This is a genomic window from Sphingomonas mali NBRC 15500 (genome assembly GCF_001598415.1).
Classification (GTDB): domain Bacteria; phylum Pseudomonadota; class Alphaproteobacteria; order Sphingomonadales; family Sphingomonadaceae; genus Sphingomonas; species Sphingomonas mali.
Map to the genome: position 1 here is coordinate 201,784 of NZ_BCYX01000001.1, position 19,609 is coordinate 221,392.

Genomic DNA, 19,609 nt, shown 5'->3' on the forward strand with positions numbered 1-19,609 from the left:
GCGCGACTTGGAGGGGCTGGGATGTTGAACAAGGCCTGGATCACCGCATCCCTGTTGCTGGCGGCCGCTTCCGCCACCGCGGCCGACGCTCGTTCACCGGGCCAATCGGCATCGGCTGCCGCTAGACCCGCTACCGCGATCGCTGCCGTACAGTCGGTGCTCGATTCCTATGTGCGGTCGGGCACGGTGCCGGGCGCCGTGGCCGCAATCGGGCGCGGTGACGCGCCCCCGACGTTCGTCGCCGCGGGCCGGATCGCCGACGATGCCGCCGCGCCCAAAGCCGGACCCGACAGCTTGTGGCGGGTGTATTCGATGACCAAGCCGATCACCGCGATGGCGGCGATGATCCTGATCGAACAAGGCAAGATGAAGCTCGACGAGCCAGTCAGCGACTTTATTCCGGCCTTCAAATCGATGCGCGTGGTCGACTCCCCAGCGGCACTTGCACCGACCCATCCGGCACCCCGCCCGATCACGATCCGCAATCTGCTCACGCATACCAGCGGCCTTACCTATCAGATCATCGGCACCGGCCCGCTTCCTACCGAGTATAAGCGCCTGGGCCTGCTCGGTGGTCGGGTGGACGCCGAAGCGAGCAAAGTGCAGCCGCAAAGTCTCGCAGCGTTCGCCGATCGGCTGGCGACGGTACCGTTGCTCGCCGACCCCGGAACCGAATGGCATTATTCGGTCAGCCTCGACGTGCTCGGCCGCGTGATCGAGGTCGCTTCGGGCGTGCCGTTCGACAGATTTGTCGAGAGCCGCATCCTCAAGCCGCTCGGCATGAATTCCACCTATTGGACCGTGCCGCAGTCTCAGGCGGGCCGCTTGGCGACGAGCTATCTCGGAACGAGTGCGCAACGGACCGTCGTTGAGACGGGGGCCGCTTCGCTCTGGCTGCGGCCGCCGCTCGCGCCGTATGGCGGATCTGGCCTCGTCTCTTCGGCGCGTGACTATGACCGCTTCCTCCAGATGCTCTCGGGCGACGGCAAGGTCGGCAATGTCCGCATCCTCAAGCGCGCGACGGCCGAACTCGCCATGTCCAACCTGCTGCCAGCGGGCGTGCGCGTGGTCGAGAATGTCACCACGGCCAAAACCCCGGCGACCGGGTTCGGCGCGGGTGGATCTTTGTACCTGACCGACGCGCCGAACGGCGTCCATGCCGGAACCTATGGCTGGTTCGGCGCGGCCGGTACGATCGCGTTCATCGACCCCAAGCAACACCTGCGGGTGACCGTGATGGTCAACTATTTTCCGCCCAAGGCTTGGCCGCTCTACGAGGACGTCGTGCGCGCGCTTTACGGCGCCTCGCCCTGAGGCACCTCACCACTCAAGCGACATCGCCCATTTCACGATCACAATATCCGGCCAGCGCCCGTCGAAAGAGCCGGAGCTTAGGGGAGGTTTGTATGAACGACCGCATTGCCAAGAAGCATCTGATCCTTGCCGGCACTTCCGCGCTGGCGATGCTGCTCGTCGCTCCGGCGGCATTGGCACAGACCACCTCGCCCGCGCCGGCCTCGGACACCGCACCGCCGTCCGACGCACCGATTGCACAGTCAAGCAACGACAAGTCGCAACCCGACGACGCCGGCCCCGACATCGTCGTCACCGGGACGAGCATCCGCGGGGTGCCCCCAACCGGCTCCAACCTCATCGCTGTGACCCGCGAGGACATCAAGACGATTGGAGCGTCGACGACAGCCGATTTGTTAGCCACTGTTCCTCAGCTCAACACGTTTAATAGCGCTCCGAGGGCTGCGAATGCCGGAGCGGGAGCATTCGCCCCAGGTCTGCGCAACTTGCCCGCGACGGCAACGCTTCCGCTTATGAACGGCCATCGGTTGATTTCGGGCGGCAACAACCAGACCAATCCCGACTACCCTTTCCTGCCGGATCTGGCGATCGAGCGAGTAGAGGTCGTGGCCGACGGCGCCTCGGCGATCTACGGGTCGGACGCGGTCGCAGGCGTGATCAACTTCATCACTCGGAAGAAGTTTTCGGGTCTCGAGACGTCAGTCCGCTACGGCATGGCGGATGACTACAGCACCTTCAGCGGCAGCGCTGTCGCCGGCAAGGACTGGGGCAGCGGATCGGTGCTGCTAGCCTATCAATACTCCCAAAATAGCAACATCACGGGTGCCGATCGGCCGTATCGTGTCGTGGATTTTCGACCGTTCGGCGGTGTCGACACACGTAGTGCATCGTGTCCCGCGGCCAATATACGGGTCGATGCGACGGCTTACGGCATATACTACGCTGCGCCCAATCTTGCGGCCAACACGCGAAACTACTGCGATAGCGGTGCGCTGAGCGACCTGGTTCCCAAGACCCGCCTTCACAGCGTGTTTCTCTCGGCTCAGCAAGAGCTGGGCAAGAACATAACCTTATGGGGTGAAGTCCTCTATTCCGATCGCAAGGATACGGTTCAGTCTGCACCGGGCGTACTCGGGGTATTCGTCCCGCGATCAAGCCCCTTTTTCCAGGTACCGTCGAGTGCTCCGGGGGCGACCACCGAATATGTCGAGTTTCGCGCCGACAATCTTTACGGGTCGAATTTCATCGACAACATCTATCGAGTCAAAGCGGGCGACTCCTCCGCGGGCATCGACTTCGGCTTGGGCGGCGACATCAAGTTGAGTGTGTACGGGACGTTCGACTGGGGTTCAAATCGCGCGTTCCTTCCTGTCCTCAACACCGCTGCGGCAGCGACAGCGGCGGCGACCGGAACGCTCGACCCGTTCGGCAATCGAACGGCTGCAAGCGTTGCCCAATCCATCACGAACCTCGCCATCGATGTCACCTCCACACAGCGCACCTACCTTGGGGCGGCAAGAATTGACGGGCCGTTGGTCAATCTTCCTGGCGGGGCGCTGAAGTTCGCGGTCGGCGCGGAATATCGCCGGGAAACCCGTGTTCAGAGCGGCACCTATTACGGAGTGCCGGTGCCGGAAAATCAAGCACGGGACATCAAGTCGGTTTACGGGGAGATCTTCGTGCCGATCTTCGGGGACGGCAACGCCGCGCCGTTGATGCACAGCCTCTCATTATCATTGTCCGGACGATATGATCACTACAGTGACTTTGGTTCGACGACCAATCCCAAGGTCGGTGTCGACTGGAGCCCGGTTGAGGGATTGATGCTGCGAGGCACGTATGGGCGGTCCTTCCGGGCACCCGGCTTGCGCGATATCGCCGCTACGGTCGGGGCCTATTACGTCAGCACTGCCAATCTGGCGGCGAACGGTTTGATTGACCCAACGCGGGGAGCGTCGCAGGTCGACACGATCTATCTTCTGGGCGGCAACAAGTCGCTTCAGCCAGAAAAAGCAAGGACTTACTCCTTCGGCGCTGACCTGCGGCCGACCGCACTGCCGGGTCTTCGCGCGAGCGTCACCTATTACGACATTCACTATACCAACGTGATTGGGACACCGCCGGTCAACCTCGTGTTCAGCGATCCGACGTTCGCCGCGGTGGTTACGCGAAACCCAACCGCTGCTCAGCTTGCAGCGTTCATCGCCCTTGGGGTCCCGAGCGGCTTCCCCTCGCCACTACCGTCGATCGGTAACCTCGTGGACCGTCGCAATGGCAATTTCGGGGTCCGCGATACCAACGGCCTGGACTTCGACGTCAACTATACGCACCGGACGGCCTTCGGGTCGGTTCAAGCCGGAATTGCGGGCAATTACATTTTCAAGTTTAATACGCAGCTATCGCCGACCGCGGCTGTCAGTAATTCTCTCCAACTGGGCGTCCCCCGCACGACGTTGCGCGGCACCCTGGGAGCGACATGGGGTCGGGTCAGCCTAGTCAGCTTCCTCAACCACCGCAGCGGCTTCACCAGCACCTACGCCACGCCCACAGGATCCGCCGTCTACTCGGCAAAGGGCTATTCCACCGTCGACTTGCGGGCATCGGTGAAGTTGCCGGACGACGGCTTTGCAAAGGGCATCGAGCTCTCCTTTCAGGTGAACGATTTGTTTGACGCCACGCCGCCATTCTTTCCAGCGACGGACGGGATCGGTGGCGCCTACAATCCGATCGGGCGCTATGTCGCGCTCAGCCTGCGCAAGGCCTTCTGACGGGGGAGGCGAGCCCGGTCCGCCGGGCTCGCAGCCACGACGCACGCGAACCCATTTGCTGCCGCACGCCGCATCCGCTCGCTCCACCACGCCAGAGCCCATCACCCCATGATCCCAGACATCCTCCCCGGGAACGATCACTTCGATCCCGACAAGCTCGCGGCGCTGCGCGCGCGGTTGCAGGCGTTCGTCGACTCGGGCGAACTCGCTGGCATCGTAACGCTGACCTCGCATCGCGGTGAGATCGTCCAGGCCGAGGCGATCGGCTGGCGCGACATCGAGACTCATAGTCCGATGCGTCACGACGCGCTGTTCCGGATTGCCTCGATGACCAAACCGATCACCTCGGTGGCGGCGCTCATGCTGCTCGAGGAAGGCAAGATCGCACTCGACGACCCGATTGAGCGTTGGGTACCCGAACTGGCCGACCGCCGCGTATTGCGTACAGCCGACGGTCCGCTGGACGACACCGTGCCGGCCGAGCGACCGATTACGATCGAGGATCTTCTCACGCACCGCTCGGGCATCGCCTATGCGTTTTTCTCCGAAGGGCCGCTGCAGGCGGCGTACGAGCGGGCACTCGGCGATCCGGCGCTCAATTCGATGACCGCTGAGGCGTGGCTGAAAGCGCTTGGCTCGCTTCCCCTCGCCTATCAGCCTGGTACGCGCTTCCATTACGGACATTCGAGCGACCTGCTCGGCTTCCTTATCGGTCGCGTCGAGGGCAAGTCGTTCCGCGACGTGCTGCTCGAGCGCATCATCGGGCCGCTCGGCATGACCGACACCGATTTCTGGGTGCCGCCCGACAAGCGGGAACGTATCGCCAGCCTCTACGCCTATGACGATCGGGCCGGACAGTTGGCGAAGGTCGACTGGCACAAATTCGACGCGCCCCCCAGCTACACGCCCGGCGGCGGCGGCCTGATTTCGACCGCAGCCGATTATCACTGCTTCGTGCGCATGCTGCTTCAAGACGGAGAATTTGGAGGGACCCTCTTTCTGCGCCCGGAAACCGTGAAGCTGATGCGGACCAATCGCCTGACGTCTGATCAGCGCACGATACCCTTCGCCGGGATGCCACTTTGGCGGACCAACGGCTTCGGGCTGGGCGTTTCGCTCGCCGAGGATGGGGCCGACAATCCCTATGCCTGCGGGGCGCCCGGCTCGATGACGTGGCCGGGAATATTTGGCACCTGGTGGCAAGCCGACCCCGTCAACGATCTAGCGATGATCTACCTGATCCAACATCAGGTTCCGGTTTCCGCCGGCCTAGGGGCAACGGTAGCAACCGGCCGAGGGGCGGCGGGTCGCCGTGCGCTCCCGATCTTCCAGCACGGCATCTATGGCTCGCTGAAAGCCAATTGCTGAGCCTTACCGCCACATATCAACGATTTAGGAGAGGGAACCGTAAGCGACCAGGAAGCGAACGTCCGCTCTTGGCATCGACGCTATCGAGTTTGAACGGCGGCAATTGGGCCGCATTGCGGACGATCAGATCGCCACCAACCCTTTGACGTGCTCACCAGAAGGACGATCCCGCGCACCGCGCCCTGACTGCCGCCCGGGTGTGATCGGCAGTTGGTCGATTTGCGCGGGATAGTTATGAGCGAGGCCGGCTCAGCGCAGATCCAGCATCACGATCGATTTGGGCGGCAGTGAAACACTCAGCGTCTCCTGACTGATCCTGGCGCCGGCAAAAGGGGCTGGCCTGACCGTGTCCGGAGCGCCGAACGTGTTGTGCGCATCCATGGCTGTGGCAGTCAGGATGCGGCCGGACACGCGCGTGACGTTGAGCCCGTCGAGCTTGACGCGAACCGTTTCAGCACGGTTGGGATCGACGTTCGTCAGGCCCACGTGCACGACGCCGGCTGCATCGCGAACGGCGCTGGCGCTGATGGCCTTCAGCGAAGACCCGTTCTTGCTGTATGTCCGCGCGTCGACGTCGACCGTCAACACGGTCGCGTCCTGATAGTCCTTGTACATGTCGAACACCCAATAGGTTGGGGTCTTCACCATTTTATCGCCTTCGGTGAGAAGCAGCGACTGCAGCACGTTGACCATCTGGGCGATGTTCGCGCCGCGCAGACGATCCGTGTGCCGCGCGAAGATGTCGAAGTTCAGGCTGGCGACGATCGCATCGCGCAGGCTGTTCTGCTGATACAGGAAGCCGGGATTGGTGCCCGGTTCGACATCGTACCAGGTCCCCCATTCGTCGACCAGCAACGCCACACGCTTGGTCGGATCATATTTGTCCATGATCGCAGCGTGTTCGGTGATGATCTTGTCCATCCGGATGGTTGCGGCAAGCGTGCGGGCCCATTGGTCCTCATCAAAGCCGGTTGCCGACCCCTTGTGATCCCAGGTGCCCGGTACGGTGTAATAATGAACGCCAATGCCGTCGATCTTGTCTCCCGCGATGCGCATCATGGTGTCGGTCCAATCGGTATCGCCCGAATTGGCACCGCTGGCGATCTTCATGACGTGCTGCCCCGACGGCATCTTCACGAAGGTGCCGTAGCGACGCGTCAAGTCCGCCGCATATTCGGCGCGCATGCTTCCGCCGCATCCCCAGAGCTCATTGCCGAGCCCGACCATGGGAACCCGCCAGGGTTCTTTCCGACCGTTCGCCGCACGTTCGTTGGCTAGCGTCGATCCGACGGGCGACGTCATATATTGGACCCAATCGGCCAATTCTACCGGAGGCGCCGAGCCGACATTGCCGGAGACATAGGCGTCGGCGCCGACGAGCTCCGAGAAATCCATGAATTCGTGCGTGCCGAACGCATTGTCTTCGGTGACTCCGCCCCAATGGGTGTTGATCGAGACCTTGCGGTTTGCCTGCGGTCCGATGCCGTCGCGCCAGTGATATTCGTCGGCGAAACATCCCCCCGGCCAGCGGATTTCGGGCACCCGAATTGCCTTGAGCGCCTCGAGCACGTCCTTCCGATAGCCCTTGATGTTGGGAATCTTGCTGCGCGGCCCGACCCAGATTCCGTTGTAGATGCCATGGCCAAGATGCTCGGCGAATTGGCCAAAAATATGCCGGTCGAACTTCGGAGCGGGCCGGTCGCCATGAACGACCACCATTTCGGCGTCGTCGTCGCCCATGGCATAGGAACTCGAAGGCACGGCAACGCAAATAGCCAAGGCGGCGAGCAACAGACGCATTTCCATCTCCCTTGCAACCGGGGCGCGGGTCGCCAGGAACGTTGTCCCAGCCGGTTCGCGGTCTTTTTAACTCAGACATAATATAGCGCAAGAGAATTTGCGGGTGCCGATCGGTTCGTCTGCGGATGCTTTCTGTCGTGGCAACCGCGGTGCGAATTTGCAGCCGCACGTCTGCCGAACGCCGGTCGCGGTAAGGGCGACCGGTATCGGCTGGCATGGTGTGGTTTCGGCGCTGCCGAAACCGAGTCTAGGACTGTCCCGGCCGCCGGCGATTCGGCTTTGTCGACATTTCACCGACCTCCCCGCCGAACGCGATCATGTCGGTCATCAGCCGGGACGCGCGGTCGCCGTCATGATCCACGATCGCCTCGAACAACTCGGCATGTCTGCGTACTGCTTCGCTGCGAAGCTCCTCGTCTTCGAGTGGAAGAAGCAAGGTCGCGCACACCAAAGCGGTCTCGACGATGGCCGAGAAGGATCCCAGGATGAAATTGCCGGTGCTTGCGGTCACTGCGCGATGAAATTTGAGGTCCGCTTCGGCAAATAGCTGCCGGTTTCCGATCGCTTCGTCCATCAACCGCACGCTCGCCTCCATCTCGGCGAGATCGCTGATCGAGGCCCGTTGCGCGCTCAAGCGGGCAGCGAACGGTTCTACGGCGAGGCGCGCCTCGCGAAGCGTCTGGAGCAAATCGGGGTCGAGCCCGACGGCGATGCGCCACGCAAGCACTTCGGGGTCCAGGAAATTCCAGTTCTGGCGGTCGCGGACCCGCGTGCCGACCTTGGGTTTGGCGGTGACGAACCCCTTGGCATCGAGGATCTTGATCGCTTCACGCAATACCGTCCGGGATACGCCGAAACGCTCGAGTGCTTCCTCTTCACCCGAAATCCTGTCGCCCGGCTTCAATGTGCCGCCGATTATTTCCATCGCGATGGCGCGGGCGATCCGCGTCGTCGAGGGAATATTGATCGACCTTATTCCGCGCGCGGCATTGATCGCCTGGTCGGAGATCAGCACTCGGGGTGACGGTGGCTTGGAAATAAGGAACCTCGCGAATTACAAAAAGGAAATGATAACGACCGTCCGCATGGAGCGCATTACCCGCTGGGACGCTCGTTTGGGCTAAGTCCCGCCACCCGATTGTTACCCCACAGGCTGTCATAGGACCAACCCGACAGATCCTCCACCACCTTGGCATGAAGCGCATCGGTCGGGCTGCGCGCGCCGCTGCGGAAATGTTCGATCTCGTCGAGCAGGATGGCGTGGGTATGCGGATTCAGCCGGAAACGCGCGGCGACAAACACGCCGAACGCCAACACCACTAGCGTCCCTACGCCCAGTACCGCGGCGATCGCGATGATCGTCTGCGGACTCTGCGTCGTGGCCTTCGGCACGAAACCGGACGCCTCCATGACCTGGCCGACCAGGATCACCGCCAGTGCCTGGCTCAATTTGCGCACAAGAGTCATGACCCCCGCGAATGCGCCCTCACGACGGCGGCCGGTCACGATTTCATCGACATCCGCCATGTAATTGTAGGTCGCCCAGGGAATATAATTGAGCGCCCCCCGCCCGAGGCCCACGAACACCACCGGCAGCCAGAACAGCGCCGAGGTCGCGGTATAGCCGGCCCAGTACATGCCGAGGAAGATAACGACGCCGATCGCGAAGCTGCCGGCGGCAAGCCGGTAGGCGGCGGAGGGCGACATGCGCAATGCGAAGTTGATCGCCAGCGCTACCGCGATCAGCTGGACGACATAGGTCACGCCGACCAAATTGGCGACGATCGTGGTCGACCCGGCCAATGCGAAGATCACGAAATAGGTGAAGGCCGCATTGTAGATGTCCTGGCTGATATAGCCGCCGAGATACATGCCGAGATGCAGGCGGAATGCCCGGATGCGCAGTGTCGAGAACAGGTTCATATAGAGCGCCGCGAACGCGGCCCCCAGCGACGGCCGCGCCGCGGCTTCCGCCTCCTCGAGCTCCGGCGGCCGCTGGCGCTCCCAGCTGAAGGCGTAGAGCAGGCCGGCCGCCGCCATGAACAGCGCCGAGAAGATGATGCCCATATAGAGAAAGGTCTGCGGCGAGTCGGGGCCGAGGTAATTGATCAGCTGGCCGGGGAGGAACGCCGCGGCGATCGCGGAACACTGCCCCAACAGGATACGCGCGCCGGCGAACTTGGCCTTGGTCCGATAATCGGTCGCCATCTCGCTGGCGAGAGTCTCGTACGGGATGATCTCCATCGCATAGACCATCTCGAACAACACGTAGGTGACGAGATAATACCAGAAGCCCTGCCCCGCGACCCACATGATCGCGAACGATGGAAGCAGCGGAATGGCCGCCAGGATGAAGAACCGCCGCCGGCCGAACGTCCTGCCCAGCCAGGTGCGGCCGAGATTATCCGACAGATGGCCGATCAGCGGGCTGGTGAAAGCATCGAGCAGGCGCGCCACACCGAAGATCATCGTCGCCTGCGCCGCCGACAGGCCGCAGAAGCTCGTGTAGAAAATCAGGATCCAGGTACTGATCACCGCCATCGAGCCGGCGCCAAGGATGTCGTTCGACCCGTAGATGATCAGATTGTACCAGCGCACCGGCCGCATCGGCGCGGCCGGTATGGCGGGGCTCTCTACGGTCGGCTCGCTGGCCATCCTAACCCCTCCTAATGCTGTCGGGCGACAGTTCCGCCGCCCTTGGTGCCGACGCCCGTTCCATCAGATGTACGTGCGCAGGAATTCGCCCAGCGCAATCACCGCCAGGCTTTGACCATAAGGCATCGAGGTGAGCGCGATGTCCTTGTAGAATTGCTGCGTGTCTCCCATCGCGGTGCCGAAAGAGACCTGCTTGAGTTCGCCCGCCGCATCGATATTGGCGAGCACGCCCTTCACCGCCTTGATCCCGACCGTCTCGTAATGGCGTGGCAGATAGCCCTTACGCACCCCCTTCAGGATGCCGTAAGCGAAGCCCGCGGTGGCCGATGCCTCCAGATAGCTGGTCGGGTCGACGATCAGCGTGTGCCACAGGCCGGTATCGGCATCCTGCGTCTCGGCCAATTTCTTGACCTGTGCCGCCAACGTGTCAGTCAGGAAGATGCGAAAGGCGTCGCCGGGCGGCAAATCGAGGATTTCGATGATCTCGGGAATCGCGATCGTCACCCAGCAATTGCCGCGCGCCCACAGCGCCTCCGCGAAATTGTGGCGGCCATTGAAATTCCAGCCGTGGAACCACAGCCCGGTCGTCTTGTCGTAGAGATATTTGATGTGGACGAGGAACTGGCGCTTGGCCTCCTCGATATAGCGCGGCCGGTCGAGCAACAGGCCGATCTTGGCCAAGGGCAGGACCGACATCATCAAGGTGTCGTCCCACAATTCGCCCGGATTCTCGTCATTGTAAACGAGGTGCTGGAACGCGCCCTCCTCGGTCTTCGGCAGTCCGTCGGGCGCCATCAGCCATTCCGCCCAGGTGTCGAGATACGAGACGTAGCGCGGATCAGCTTCGTATTCGTAGAGATAGGCCAGCGTCAGGAACGGGGCCATGGTGTTGATGTTCTTGGTCGGCGTGCCCTCGGCGAAGCGATCGTCGAACCACTGTTTGATGACCGCCAGCGCCTTCTTGTCGCCAGTCTGCTCGAACAGGCGCCACAGGCCGAACAGGCCGACGCCATGGGTCCATTCCCAACCGGCCCAGCCCTTGGTGTCGATGACCCGCCCATCCTCAAGGCGGAGCAAAAACTCGCCCGTCTCGTCCTTGATGTTGAGCAAATTGTCGATCAGCTTATCGATCGCTGAGATAACGTCGCCATGCGGGACGTCATGGGTAACGGCGGCCAATCAATTTCTCCTGTTGATGAGGCGCGCGGCCGGCAGAGCCTGGCCGCGCGCCTTGATACGATGGCAGCCGAACAACCGGCGCCGTATGACGATGTCGCCGATCATCGCGCGGCGACCGGATTGAGCTCGGCGGGACGAGCGGGCGCGGGCACCATGCGCACCGGCACTCCACCGGCGACATTGCGCAGCGTCACCAGCTTGACCGCCTCCAGCGCATTTTCCGGCGCGCCGTCCGAGGTGACCGCCAGCGCGACCGTGTTGCTGCCGCGGTGATTCAGGATGCCCTCGGGGATCGGGAATACGCGCTGTGGCCCGACATGGGCGATGAATTGGCCCATGTTCCAGCCATTGACGAAGAGCAGCACGCGATAGCGTCCCGGCGATCTCGGCAGGGCGGTATCGCCGAACGCGAGCGCGATCGTGGCGTCCTGCCCTTTCGGCACCGCGAGATCGAAGCGCGTACGATACCAAATCGTGCCGGCCGCCGGCGCCGCTGCGGGAATTGTCGCGGCCGCCCATGTCGCGTCGTCGAAGCCGGGAAGATGCCAGCCCATCCGCTCGCCATATTGGCCGCCATTGTTGGCGGGTCCGCGCGCCGGATCGGGCAGCATTTCGCCGCCAGCCTTGCCCTGGATCTTCCAGGCCACCGGGACCGCGAAGCTGCGCCCGGCCGGTGACTCGATCGAGACCGAGACGAGCCCGCGTGCCTCTTTGTGAAAGTCGTCCGCGCCAAGGTCCCAATTATGGCCGTTGTTGCGCACCATGACCGCCAGCACGTGCTCGCCGGGTGCTCGCGCGGCCTCCGGCAAGGCAAAGCGCGCCAGTCCGGTGGTGATCGGTCGCGGCAGGCCGCTCGCCAATTCGTCCTGGCCGACCAACTCGCCGTCGAGGAACAGCTGCAACATCCCCGCGCCGCCCGCGCCGTAGAACAACGCAATCTGCTGTGCTTCCGGGGATCCAGTGAAACGGCCGCGATACCAGACATCGCCGTCGTGGAAGCCATAGGGATCCATGACCAAAGTCGGCTGAGCATCCGGCTTGGCGGTGATCGTCGCCGACTCGCGATTGTCGATCTTTTGCCACTTACTGTCGTCGAACGCGGGTTCGGCTTCGGGCGACCCTGCCGCCATCCGCCAGGCGGTCAGTGCGGGAAGCGCGAAATCGGCAGGCCCACCCAGCGGCCGTATTGTGAGGCGGTCGCCGATCGCACCCGGGTTCAGCGCGACGGCAGCGCCATTCCAGCGCACCTGTGTGATTGCCGCCGGCGCCCAAAGCTCGAGCGCCGTCTCGGCCTTGGTATCGCCGGTCAGCATCAGCGTGTCGCGACTTGCATCGGCCCGTCGTACGAGCGCGGGGCCGCGCATCAGGACCGCGCCGGCGGCCGTATCGCGCTGCCAGTAGTGCACGCCCTCGGCTTCGTCGGTCAGCAACAGCGTGAGCGGCGGACGCCCACCGCCAGTCACACGAACCACTACTCGGCCGTCATGCGCGTAGTTCAGCCGGAGGTCGCCCTTTGCAGCGTCAAACGCGCTCGCTGCCTGCCCTTCCAGCACCTCGACCTTAGGCGCGGAGGCGTAGCGCAGGACGGTCTCCCCGTCCTCGCCATGCCGCCCATAGAGCAGCATCAAATCCCCGCCGTCGATCGTCACCGACGACTGCAGTTCGGACGTCGAATAGACCAGTCGATGCCCGCCCAGATCGACTCCTGCGAGCAGCCATTTCGCGTCGAACCCGTGCAGCCGTATCGGCGCGGCCTGCGGGAACGTGTAATGCCCGTCGGGCAGGTCGGCGGTGATCGTGAAGCGGTCGTCGGTCTGGCCGTTCGAGGGCCGGTGCGTGACCAGCAGGAAGCGCGCGTCGCTCTCCGGGCTCTTGTCGTGATAGACCTGGATAACGGGAGAGGATGCGGTCGCGCGCCCAGCCGGAACCATGCCCGCGAGATCCGGGACATTGGCGATCAGGCCGCCCAGCTGTTTCAGTTCCTCGGCCTTCTCGCGCAGTTCGCGCGCTTCGGAAATCGCCGCTCCGTAGTCGTAGCTCGAAAACACCACCGGCGCCGGCAACCAGCCCCAGCTCGTCCCGCCATAGCCCATGTAGAAGCTCTGGATGTCGATGCCGTTCGCCAGGTTGGTGCCATAGAAGACACGCTGGAACCGCTTGCCGCGCTGGATCGCGTTGCACTCATATCCGCCGTTCGATCCCCAATAATCGAACCAGCCTCCGCCGAATTCGGCGAGGAATGCGGGTGTGTCGGGCGAAGCCGAGGCGCCACCCTTCGCACCACCGGGACCGTAAAAACCCCAATCGGGCGCAGCCGATCCGCGCGTGACCTTTCCGGTTACGGTACAGGTACCACCGGGATAGCCATCGAACGCGTACAGGTCGTTCGGCCCCTTCACCACCTTGTCGACGGACGAGCTCTCGGGCACCCAATAGCCGTTGCGCCCCTGGTCGTTATGGAACAGCGGGATGGTGACGCCGTCGGCGCGCACCTTGGCATAGAGATGGTCCATGTAGCGCCGTTGCGCGGACGTGGTCAGCGGCAGCTCGTTCTCGATCTGATAGAGGATGATCGTCCCGCGATGTCCCTTGCCATCGCCGTTGATCTGATGCCGCGCGACGATCGCGTCGATCCTGCTCATCCACTCGTCGACCGCCGCCAGATAGGCGGGGTCGTCGGTCCGCGCGCGGGCCTTCTGATTGACCAGCCAGCCGGGAAAGCCGCCGCGCGACAATTCGGCATTCACGTACGGCCCGGGGCGAGCGATGACGTAGAGCCCCTCCTCCTCCGCCATGGTCAGCACACGCTCGATGTCGCGGATGCCGGTGAAGTCGTATTCGCCCTGTTTCGCCGTGTGGTAGCCCCAGTCGAAATACAGCGCGACGGTGTTGAACCCGCTCGCCTTCATCTTCTGCAGGATGTCGCGCCACAGGTCCGGACTGGGCAGGCGGAACGGATGGAACTCGCTCGACCAGATGACCTTGCGTTTGCCGTCGATCATCAGCGACCGCGCATCATAGGATACGCGACCGAACGTCTTCGCCGGCGCGGCCAGGTTCTCGGTCGGGCGTGCTGTCTGTGCCGGGGCGGCCGTCGCCAGAAGGAGACCGGCCAGCGTGCCCAGACCGATCGATAGCCGAGCGACCCTAAGCATGATGGAAGATCAGCGGAAGCGGCCATTCCTTCGGCCGGTTATCGGCTTCCACTTCCATGAGCGGCGCCATGTAATTCCACCACTTCTTCATGAGTGGGTGATCGGGCAGCGCGTCGCGATCATTGTCTTTGCGGAGTTTAAGCACGGCGAACAGCGCAAGCGTACCCTCATCGAGGAAGATCGAATAATCGTAGATTCCGGCCGCGCTCAGCAGCGCCGACAGCTCAGGCCATATCTCGTCATGGCGACGACGATATTCGTCGATGACACCGGGCTTCAGCTGCATCTTGAACGCCCAGATCGACACAGCCCCTCCTTAAAAACCCATTATGTGGTATGTATGTTCAAAATCTGGTATCTGAGATCGCCTCGCGGGTCAATCTCGACCGCGCCAAAACGGCGTCCTGGAAATGGCCGTATCGGGGGCATCGTCGAGCAGGATCGGTGGTCGTGCATCAGGTGCGGACACAGCGAGTTGGAGCCCGTCGATCTTCAGCCCACGCGCATGCCGCACCCATAGGCCCCAGGCGGGCAACGGGCCGAACATGCTTGGTTCGGGATACGCGCTGGCATGCTCCTCGGGATGGCGCGCGGCGTCGGCGTCGATGCCTCCGCCGTTATAGGTCAGCCTGATATTTTCGAGCCTCACGGTCTCGATCGGATGGCCGGCGAGCCCGGCAATCGCCGCGGGATATCGGTGGTCGATACCGGCTGCGTCCACGTCGCTGATCGTGACGTCCCGGATTGCGCCGATTCCGGTTCCGGGCGGCCCGCGCCGGCGATCGCCCAGCCGCAGGAAGATCGGCGCGGTGGTGATGTCGCGCATCGTCAGACGGCGCGCGACGACATGTTCCATCACCCCACCATCGACCGTCTCCAACGCGAGACCGCGGCAATGGGTGAAGCTGCAATCCTCGATCAGAATATCGCGATAGCCGCCGTTGCTCTCGGTCCCCAATTTGATGCGGCCGGTCACGCGATCACGGTCGGGCGCCAGTTCCTGTGTCATCCGGCAAGTCCCGTCGAGCATCGTGCCCAGGTCGTACCCCGACACCGCACAATGCCGCACCGTCACGCGTTCGGCGCGGATCGCGCGACCCAGCGCGTAGCTCGCCTTGATCACAATCGCGTCGTCATTGGGCGTGTTGACGCGGCAATGTTCGACCAGCGCATCCTGTACGCAGTCGAGGTCGATGCCATCGCGCTCGGTGTCGATCGTCAGATCTTGGATGGCCAGATCGCGCGTCCCCGTGGCCAGGATCGCGAAGTGCCCGCATTTCAGCATAGAAAAGCCGGCCAGACGGATGTTGCGACCGTTGCACAGAGCGATCGCCTTGTTGCTCTTCCCGCGCATCGCCACCGCATCGGACTCCAACGCACGGATCTGCGCACCGCTCAGGCCTTGCATCGATAACGGGCGCTCGCCGGTCTGCGCCTTCCACGCCGCTCCGGGCCCGTTGCGGGTCAGCCCCAGCCCGTGGATCAAGCCCGGCCCGGTGATCGCGACATTCTCGACATCCTTTCCCCAGATCAGGCTGTTGCGCCAATGGCTGTGCCCAAAGTCCTGATAGAGCTGGTCGCCGTCCTCGGGCAGGTCATACTGGCCGCTGTGCCGCGCCGGATCCGCAGCCTCGATCACCGCGCCCTTGGCCAGTTGTATGGTGACGTTGCTCTTCAGCTCGATCGAAAAGCAGAGATAACGCCCGGCGGGGACCAGCACTGTACCACCGACGCGCGCGGCTGCGGTAATCGCCGCGTTGAACGCGCCGCTGTCGATGCCCCGCCCGTCGCCTTTCGCGCCGAACGCCCTCACATCGAAGACATGCGCGGCATGCGCGGGGAAAGGGAGCAGCGCGCCAACAACCAGGCCAAGGCTCACATCGCGACGGGTCAATTCCATGTCGTCGTCATTAAGAAAGCGGCCGGCTGCCCATTTGGCAGCCGGCCAGGAGGGGAGTGGCGGCCGCCTCGCGTCAGAACTTGGCCTGCACGCCGACGAAGAAACGCTGGCCCGGATAATAGACTTCCGAAGTCCCGATGCCCTTCACGTAGGACTTGGAATATTCCTTGTTGATGTTCTGCATCTCGGCGAACACGCTGAAATGCCATTTGGGGAAGCGAAGGGTGATTTTACCGTCCAGATAACCCTCGGCCTTGCGATAGATCGGGAGGTTGCCGTTGTTCGAATCGGCGATGGTCACCAGCCAATCCGACCGGTAATTGTAGTTCATCCGGACGTTCAGGAAGCCCTTGTCGTAGAAGACGCTGGCATTCCAGGTCCAGGTCGACAGGCCAGGATATTCCTTGAGCGGAGCGCCGGTTGCCGAATTGGTCAGGTTGGTGCGGATCGCCCGTGCATAGGTCAGGTTTCCCGACACACCAAAGCCGTCAAACGGCTTCGGCAGGAAGCTGAACACCGTTTGCGCGCTCGCCTCGATTCCGTCGAGTAATGCGCCGAACCCGTTGACTGGCTGACGCACGGTATAGGTGATGCCGTCGTGGAACAGGTCCACCCCGCTCCGCGTCACGTTGGGGACGACGAAGCTCGATTCGTATTTCTTGTAATAGCCCAGGCTGACCAGCGTATCCTTGTTCGGATACCAGGCGAGATTAAGTTCCCACTGGTCCGCACGATACGGCTTCAGGTCGGGATTGCCCGCCGTGCAGACATCGTCGGCGGAGGCGACCGTGGCATCATCGAGGCAATTGATGTTCGGCACCAGATCGGTCGGCTTGGGACGGGCCAGGTTCTTTGCCCAATTGGCGCGCAGCACCAGATTGGGCGTGAATTCCAGCGCAGCATTGAACGCCGGCAGCACATCGGCATAACTGTTCTTCAGCGTCGCCTGTTGCGCGGCCAGCACCACCGTCTCGGTGCCGCCGGTCGAATTGAAGCGAGTCACGCGGCTGATATTGGTACCGATGCCGCTGTCCTTGGTGAAGGTATAGCGTACGCCGGCATTGCCGGTCAGGCGCATCCCGAACACGTGTGTGGCGAAATCGCCCTTCAGATAACCGGCGGCCACCGTCTCGCTGATCTGGTATGCCGGGATTTGCGGCAGGCCATTGGCCTTCAGCACGAGATCCTGATCGAAGCCCGACAGATCATAATATTTGCTGAGGATGTCCGAGTTGAAATTGGCGTAGGAGATGCGACCCGGGATCGAGTCCGGGGCGCCCTGCAGGCCGGTGAACAACGGCGCGCCGCCGCTCATCGTGCCGAGCGCGTCGATCAGGCCGGCATATTCCGCGCGCGTGATGTAGTAAGTGGTACCGTTCACGCGCTGCGGCACGGTGGCCGCGTCGACGACGTTGGTCGTATAGGAGACGTTGGCGCTGCTCTGGTAGACGAGCGGCGTAGTCCCCGGCGCCGAGATCAGCCGCGACCCGCCTCCGGTATAGGAAATGTAATCCTGCCAGCGGACCTGGCCGCCGAATTCGATCATCTTCAGCGGGCCGAAATCCACCTGCCAATCGGCGTCGAGCTTCAACTGCTTCTCGGTATTGCTCGACTGGGCGGGGCGATATTGCAGGACCGGCCCCGCCTGCCCCACATTCCCGGCGCGGTTATAATCGACATAGATATTGGGATCGGCCGGATCGACGCTGCTGGGGTAGGTCAGCACCGGGATGCCCAGGTCGTTGCGCGTATCCACCGATGCACCAGCGATGCCGGTGCTCAGCGAGATGAGGTTCGTCTCGCCGGTCGTGGTCGCCTTTGCGTACGAACCCATGCCCTTGATCTTGAGCCGGTCGAAATCCCAGTCGAAGCCGGAGGTGAAATACTGCGACTTCTGGTTGTATTGGAAATCGCGGCGCTGGACGCCCAGGATGTTGCTCGATCCGCTGTAATTAGGTGCTGCGGCGGTGCCGATATTCACCGAATTCAAGGCGGTCGTATAGCTGGTGACTACGTGATTGCCGTCGACCGTCGAGGTGCCGAGTTTGACCTGCGGCGTCGAGCTCGTGCCCAATGACGGGTCGAGCTGGAAGCGTTGGTAGCGGCCGATGTCGAGCGAATAGTTGGTGTCCATCAACCGCTGGTCGCGGTTGTTGATCTGCGCCTCGGCATACCAGCGAAGATTGTGCGCGACCTCATATTGAACAGTGAAGTCGCCCGACAGGCGCTTGTCGCGCCGCACCAGGTTGCGATAGCGCGGTACCGTCGCCACCCAATCGAAGAATTGCGTCTCGCACGCCGCGCGGCGCGTCGCGAAACTGGCTTTCGCCGTGGCGCCGACGTTCGCGCAGCTCGCATAGGTGTTGAAGTTCGAATAGTTCGCGTCGGCGACGGTCTTCTGATCGGAATGGTCGAAATCTGCCAAGCGCTTGTAATTGGTATTGCTGGCGTAATCCTGGCGTGTCGTGACGTCGTCATAGGTGACGTTGAGCAGTACGCCGAGCCCGTCGATGAACAGATGGGGCGTTCCGATCACGAGTGTCCCGCGCGGCCGCCAATCCTGGCTGGTGTCGAGATGCTGCGCGGAAAGCACGACGCTGGCGAGCGGCTTGGTCAAGTCCAATGGCTTGCGCAGCTCGATCGACACGGTCCCGCCGATCCCGCCCTCGGTCAGGTCGACGGTATAGCCTTTATAGACGTCGATCGACTTGACCAGCTCGGTCGCCAGCTCGCGAAAGTCGCCGCCACGCGTGCCGAGCGCCGACACCTGGCTCATGCCGTTGACTTCGACGCGGTTGAGATCCGGCTCGACGCCGCGGATCGACACCTGGACCCCCTCTCCGAAATCGCGGCTGAGCTGCACGCCAGTCACCCGGGCCAGGGAGTCACCGACATTCTTGTCGGGGAAGCTGGCAATGTCATCGGCGACGATCGAATCGACCACCGTTCCGGCATTGCGCTTGCGCGCGATCGCCGATCGCAGAGACGCGCGCGTACCGACGACGAGAATCTCGCCCTTGGTGCTGTCGGACGACGTGCCGGCCTGATCTTCGGTCTGCGGCGCCTTGGCAGTCTGCGGCGCCTGCGACTGGGCCGCTGTTCCGGGGGCGGGCGAAGGCGCGGACGCGGGATCCGATTGCGGCGGGGTGGCAGGTGCGGTCTGGGCCAGCGCGGGCGCGGCGGTGGCGCAACCCAGCGTCATGGCGAGAACGGAAACAGTGGTTAGGCGGCGCCCCTTCCGCCGGCGATCTGCAGTCATCGATCTCTCTCCTGTATTCGCGCTTCCGCATTGCCCCGGCGCCCTCCTGGCCGGTGCGAATTTGCGCGTTTCTGATTATCCGGCGTCGAAAGCGGTGCGAGCGGCAACGGGCGAACGGCCACGCGCCACAGTGATTCCTGCCGGAAAAAATCGCACCTTCATGGTCATCCCTCTCGTGACGCGGCTTTTACCGTCGCCCAGCAGCTTCCGC

General features: G+C 63.0%; 11 protein-coding genes. 3 read left to right on the plus strand and 8 right to left on the minus strand.

The annotated features are described in order from the left end of the window. Positions 1 to 21: 21 nt before the first annotated feature. The 3 genes from SMA01S_RS01005 to SMA01S_RS01015 all read left to right on the plus strand — a co-directional run bounded on the left by SMA01S_RS01005 (position 22) and on the right by SMA01S_RS01015 (position 5,450). Positions 22 to 1,314, plus strand: a complete 1,293-nt coding sequence (locus tag SMA01S_RS01005; protein WP_066816348.1) for a serine hydrolase domain-containing protein — start codon at positions 22 to 24, stop codon at positions 1,312 to 1,314. A 92-nt stretch (positions 1,315 to 1,406) separates the two neighbouring features. Then, a complete protein-coding gene (locus SMA01S_RS01010) occupies positions 1,407 to 4,082 on the plus strand; it encodes a TonB-dependent receptor plug domain-containing protein (RefSeq protein WP_066816353.1) in 2,676 nt (891 codons plus the stop codon). A 108-nt stretch (positions 4,083 to 4,190) separates the two neighbouring features. After that, a complete protein-coding gene (locus tag SMA01S_RS01015) occupies positions 4,191 to 5,450 on the plus strand; it encodes a serine hydrolase domain-containing protein (RefSeq protein WP_066816357.1) in 1,260 nt (419 codons plus the stop codon). Between the two features lie 249 nt (positions 5,451 to 5,699). Here SMA01S_RS01015 and SMA01S_RS01020 read toward each other — a convergent pair whose 3' ends face one another. The 8 genes from SMA01S_RS01020 to SMA01S_RS01055 all read right to left on the minus strand — a co-directional run bounded on the left by SMA01S_RS01020 (position 5,700) and on the right by SMA01S_RS01055 (position 19,398). Further along, complete coding sequence (locus SMA01S_RS01020; protein WP_066816828.1) at positions 5,700 to 7,250, minus strand: alpha-N-arabinofuranosidase; 1,551 nt, start codon at positions 7,248 to 7,250, stop codon at positions 5,700 to 5,702. Positions 7,251 to 7,497: 247 nt separating this feature from the next. Beyond that, entirely contained in the window at positions 7,498 to 8,265 is a 768-nt protein-coding gene (locus SMA01S_RS01025) for a FadR/GntR family transcriptional regulator (RefSeq protein WP_066816360.1), read from the minus strand. An 80-nt stretch (positions 8,266 to 8,345) separates the two neighbouring features. Further along, complete coding sequence (locus SMA01S_RS01030; RefSeq protein ID WP_084249958.1) at positions 8,346 to 9,905, minus strand: MFS transporter; 1,560 nt, start codon at positions 9,903 to 9,905, stop codon at positions 8,346 to 8,348. A 63-nt stretch (positions 9,906 to 9,968) separates the two neighbouring features. Next, entirely contained in the window at positions 9,969 to 11,084 is a 1,116-nt protein-coding gene (bglB, locus tag SMA01S_RS01035; RefSeq protein ID WP_066816362.1) for a beta-galactosidase BglB, read from the minus strand. 101 nt (positions 11,085 to 11,185) lie between these two features. Further along, on the minus strand, positions 11,186 to 14,239 hold the full coding sequence (locus SMA01S_RS01040) for a beta-galactosidase (RefSeq protein WP_066816364.1): 3,054 nt from the start codon (positions 14,237 to 14,239) through the stop codon (positions 11,186 to 11,188). Next, a complete protein-coding gene (locus SMA01S_RS01045) occupies positions 14,232 to 14,546 on the minus strand; it encodes an L-rhamnose mutarotase (protein ID WP_066816366.1) in 315 nt (104 codons plus the stop codon). The genes SMA01S_RS01040 and SMA01S_RS01045 overlap by 8 nt, the downstream gene beginning before the upstream one ends. A 69-nt stretch (positions 14,547 to 14,615) precedes the next feature. Then, positions 14,616 to 16,139 carry a rhamnogalacturonidase gene (locus tag SMA01S_RS01050; RefSeq protein WP_157093728.1) on the minus strand — a complete coding sequence of 508 codons (1,524 nt, stop codon included), beginning with the start codon at positions 16,137 to 16,139 and terminating at the stop codon, positions 14,616 to 14,618. A gap of 73 nt (positions 16,140 to 16,212) precedes the next feature. After that, complete coding sequence (locus SMA01S_RS01055) at positions 16,213 to 19,398, minus strand: TonB-dependent receptor (protein ID WP_066816369.1); 3,186 nt, start codon at positions 19,396 to 19,398, stop codon at positions 16,213 to 16,215. Positions 19,399 to 19,609: the final 211 nt, after the last annotated feature.

What these genes read in the sequence shown, in the direction of transcription:
- SMA01S_RS01005 (WP_066816348.1), top strand. Translation starts at nt 22, where the DNA reads ATGTTGAACAAGGCCTGGATCACCGCATCCCTGTTGCTGGCGGCCGCT.
- SMA01S_RS01010 (WP_066816353.1), top strand. Translation starts at nt 1,407, where the DNA reads ATGAACGACCGCATTGCCAAGAAGCATCTGATCCTTGCCGGCACTTCC.
- SMA01S_RS01015 (WP_066816357.1), top strand. Translation starts at nt 4,191, where the DNA reads ATGATCCCAGACATCCTCCCCGGGAACGATCACTTCGATCCCGACAAG.
- SMA01S_RS01020 (WP_066816828.1), bottom strand. Translation starts at nt 7,250, where the DNA reads ATGCGTCTGTTGCTCGCCGCCTTGGCTATTTGCGTTGCCGTGCCTTCG.
- SMA01S_RS01030 (WP_084249958.1), bottom strand. Translation starts at nt 9,905, where the DNA reads ATGGCCAGCGAGCCGACCGTAGAGAGCCCCGCCATACCGGCCGCGCCG.
- SMA01S_RS01040 (WP_066816364.1), bottom strand. Translation starts at nt 14,239, where the DNA reads ATGCTTAGGGTCGCTCGGCTATCGATCGGTCTGGGCACGCTGGCCGGT.
- SMA01S_RS01050 (WP_157093728.1), bottom strand. Translation starts at nt 16,139, where the DNA reads ATGGAATTGACCCGTCGCGATGTGAGCCTTGGCCTGGTTGTTGGCGCG.
- SMA01S_RS01055 (WP_066816369.1), bottom strand. Translation starts at nt 19,398, where the DNA reads ATGACTGCAGATCGCCGGCGGAAGGGGCGCCGCCTAACCACTGTTTCC.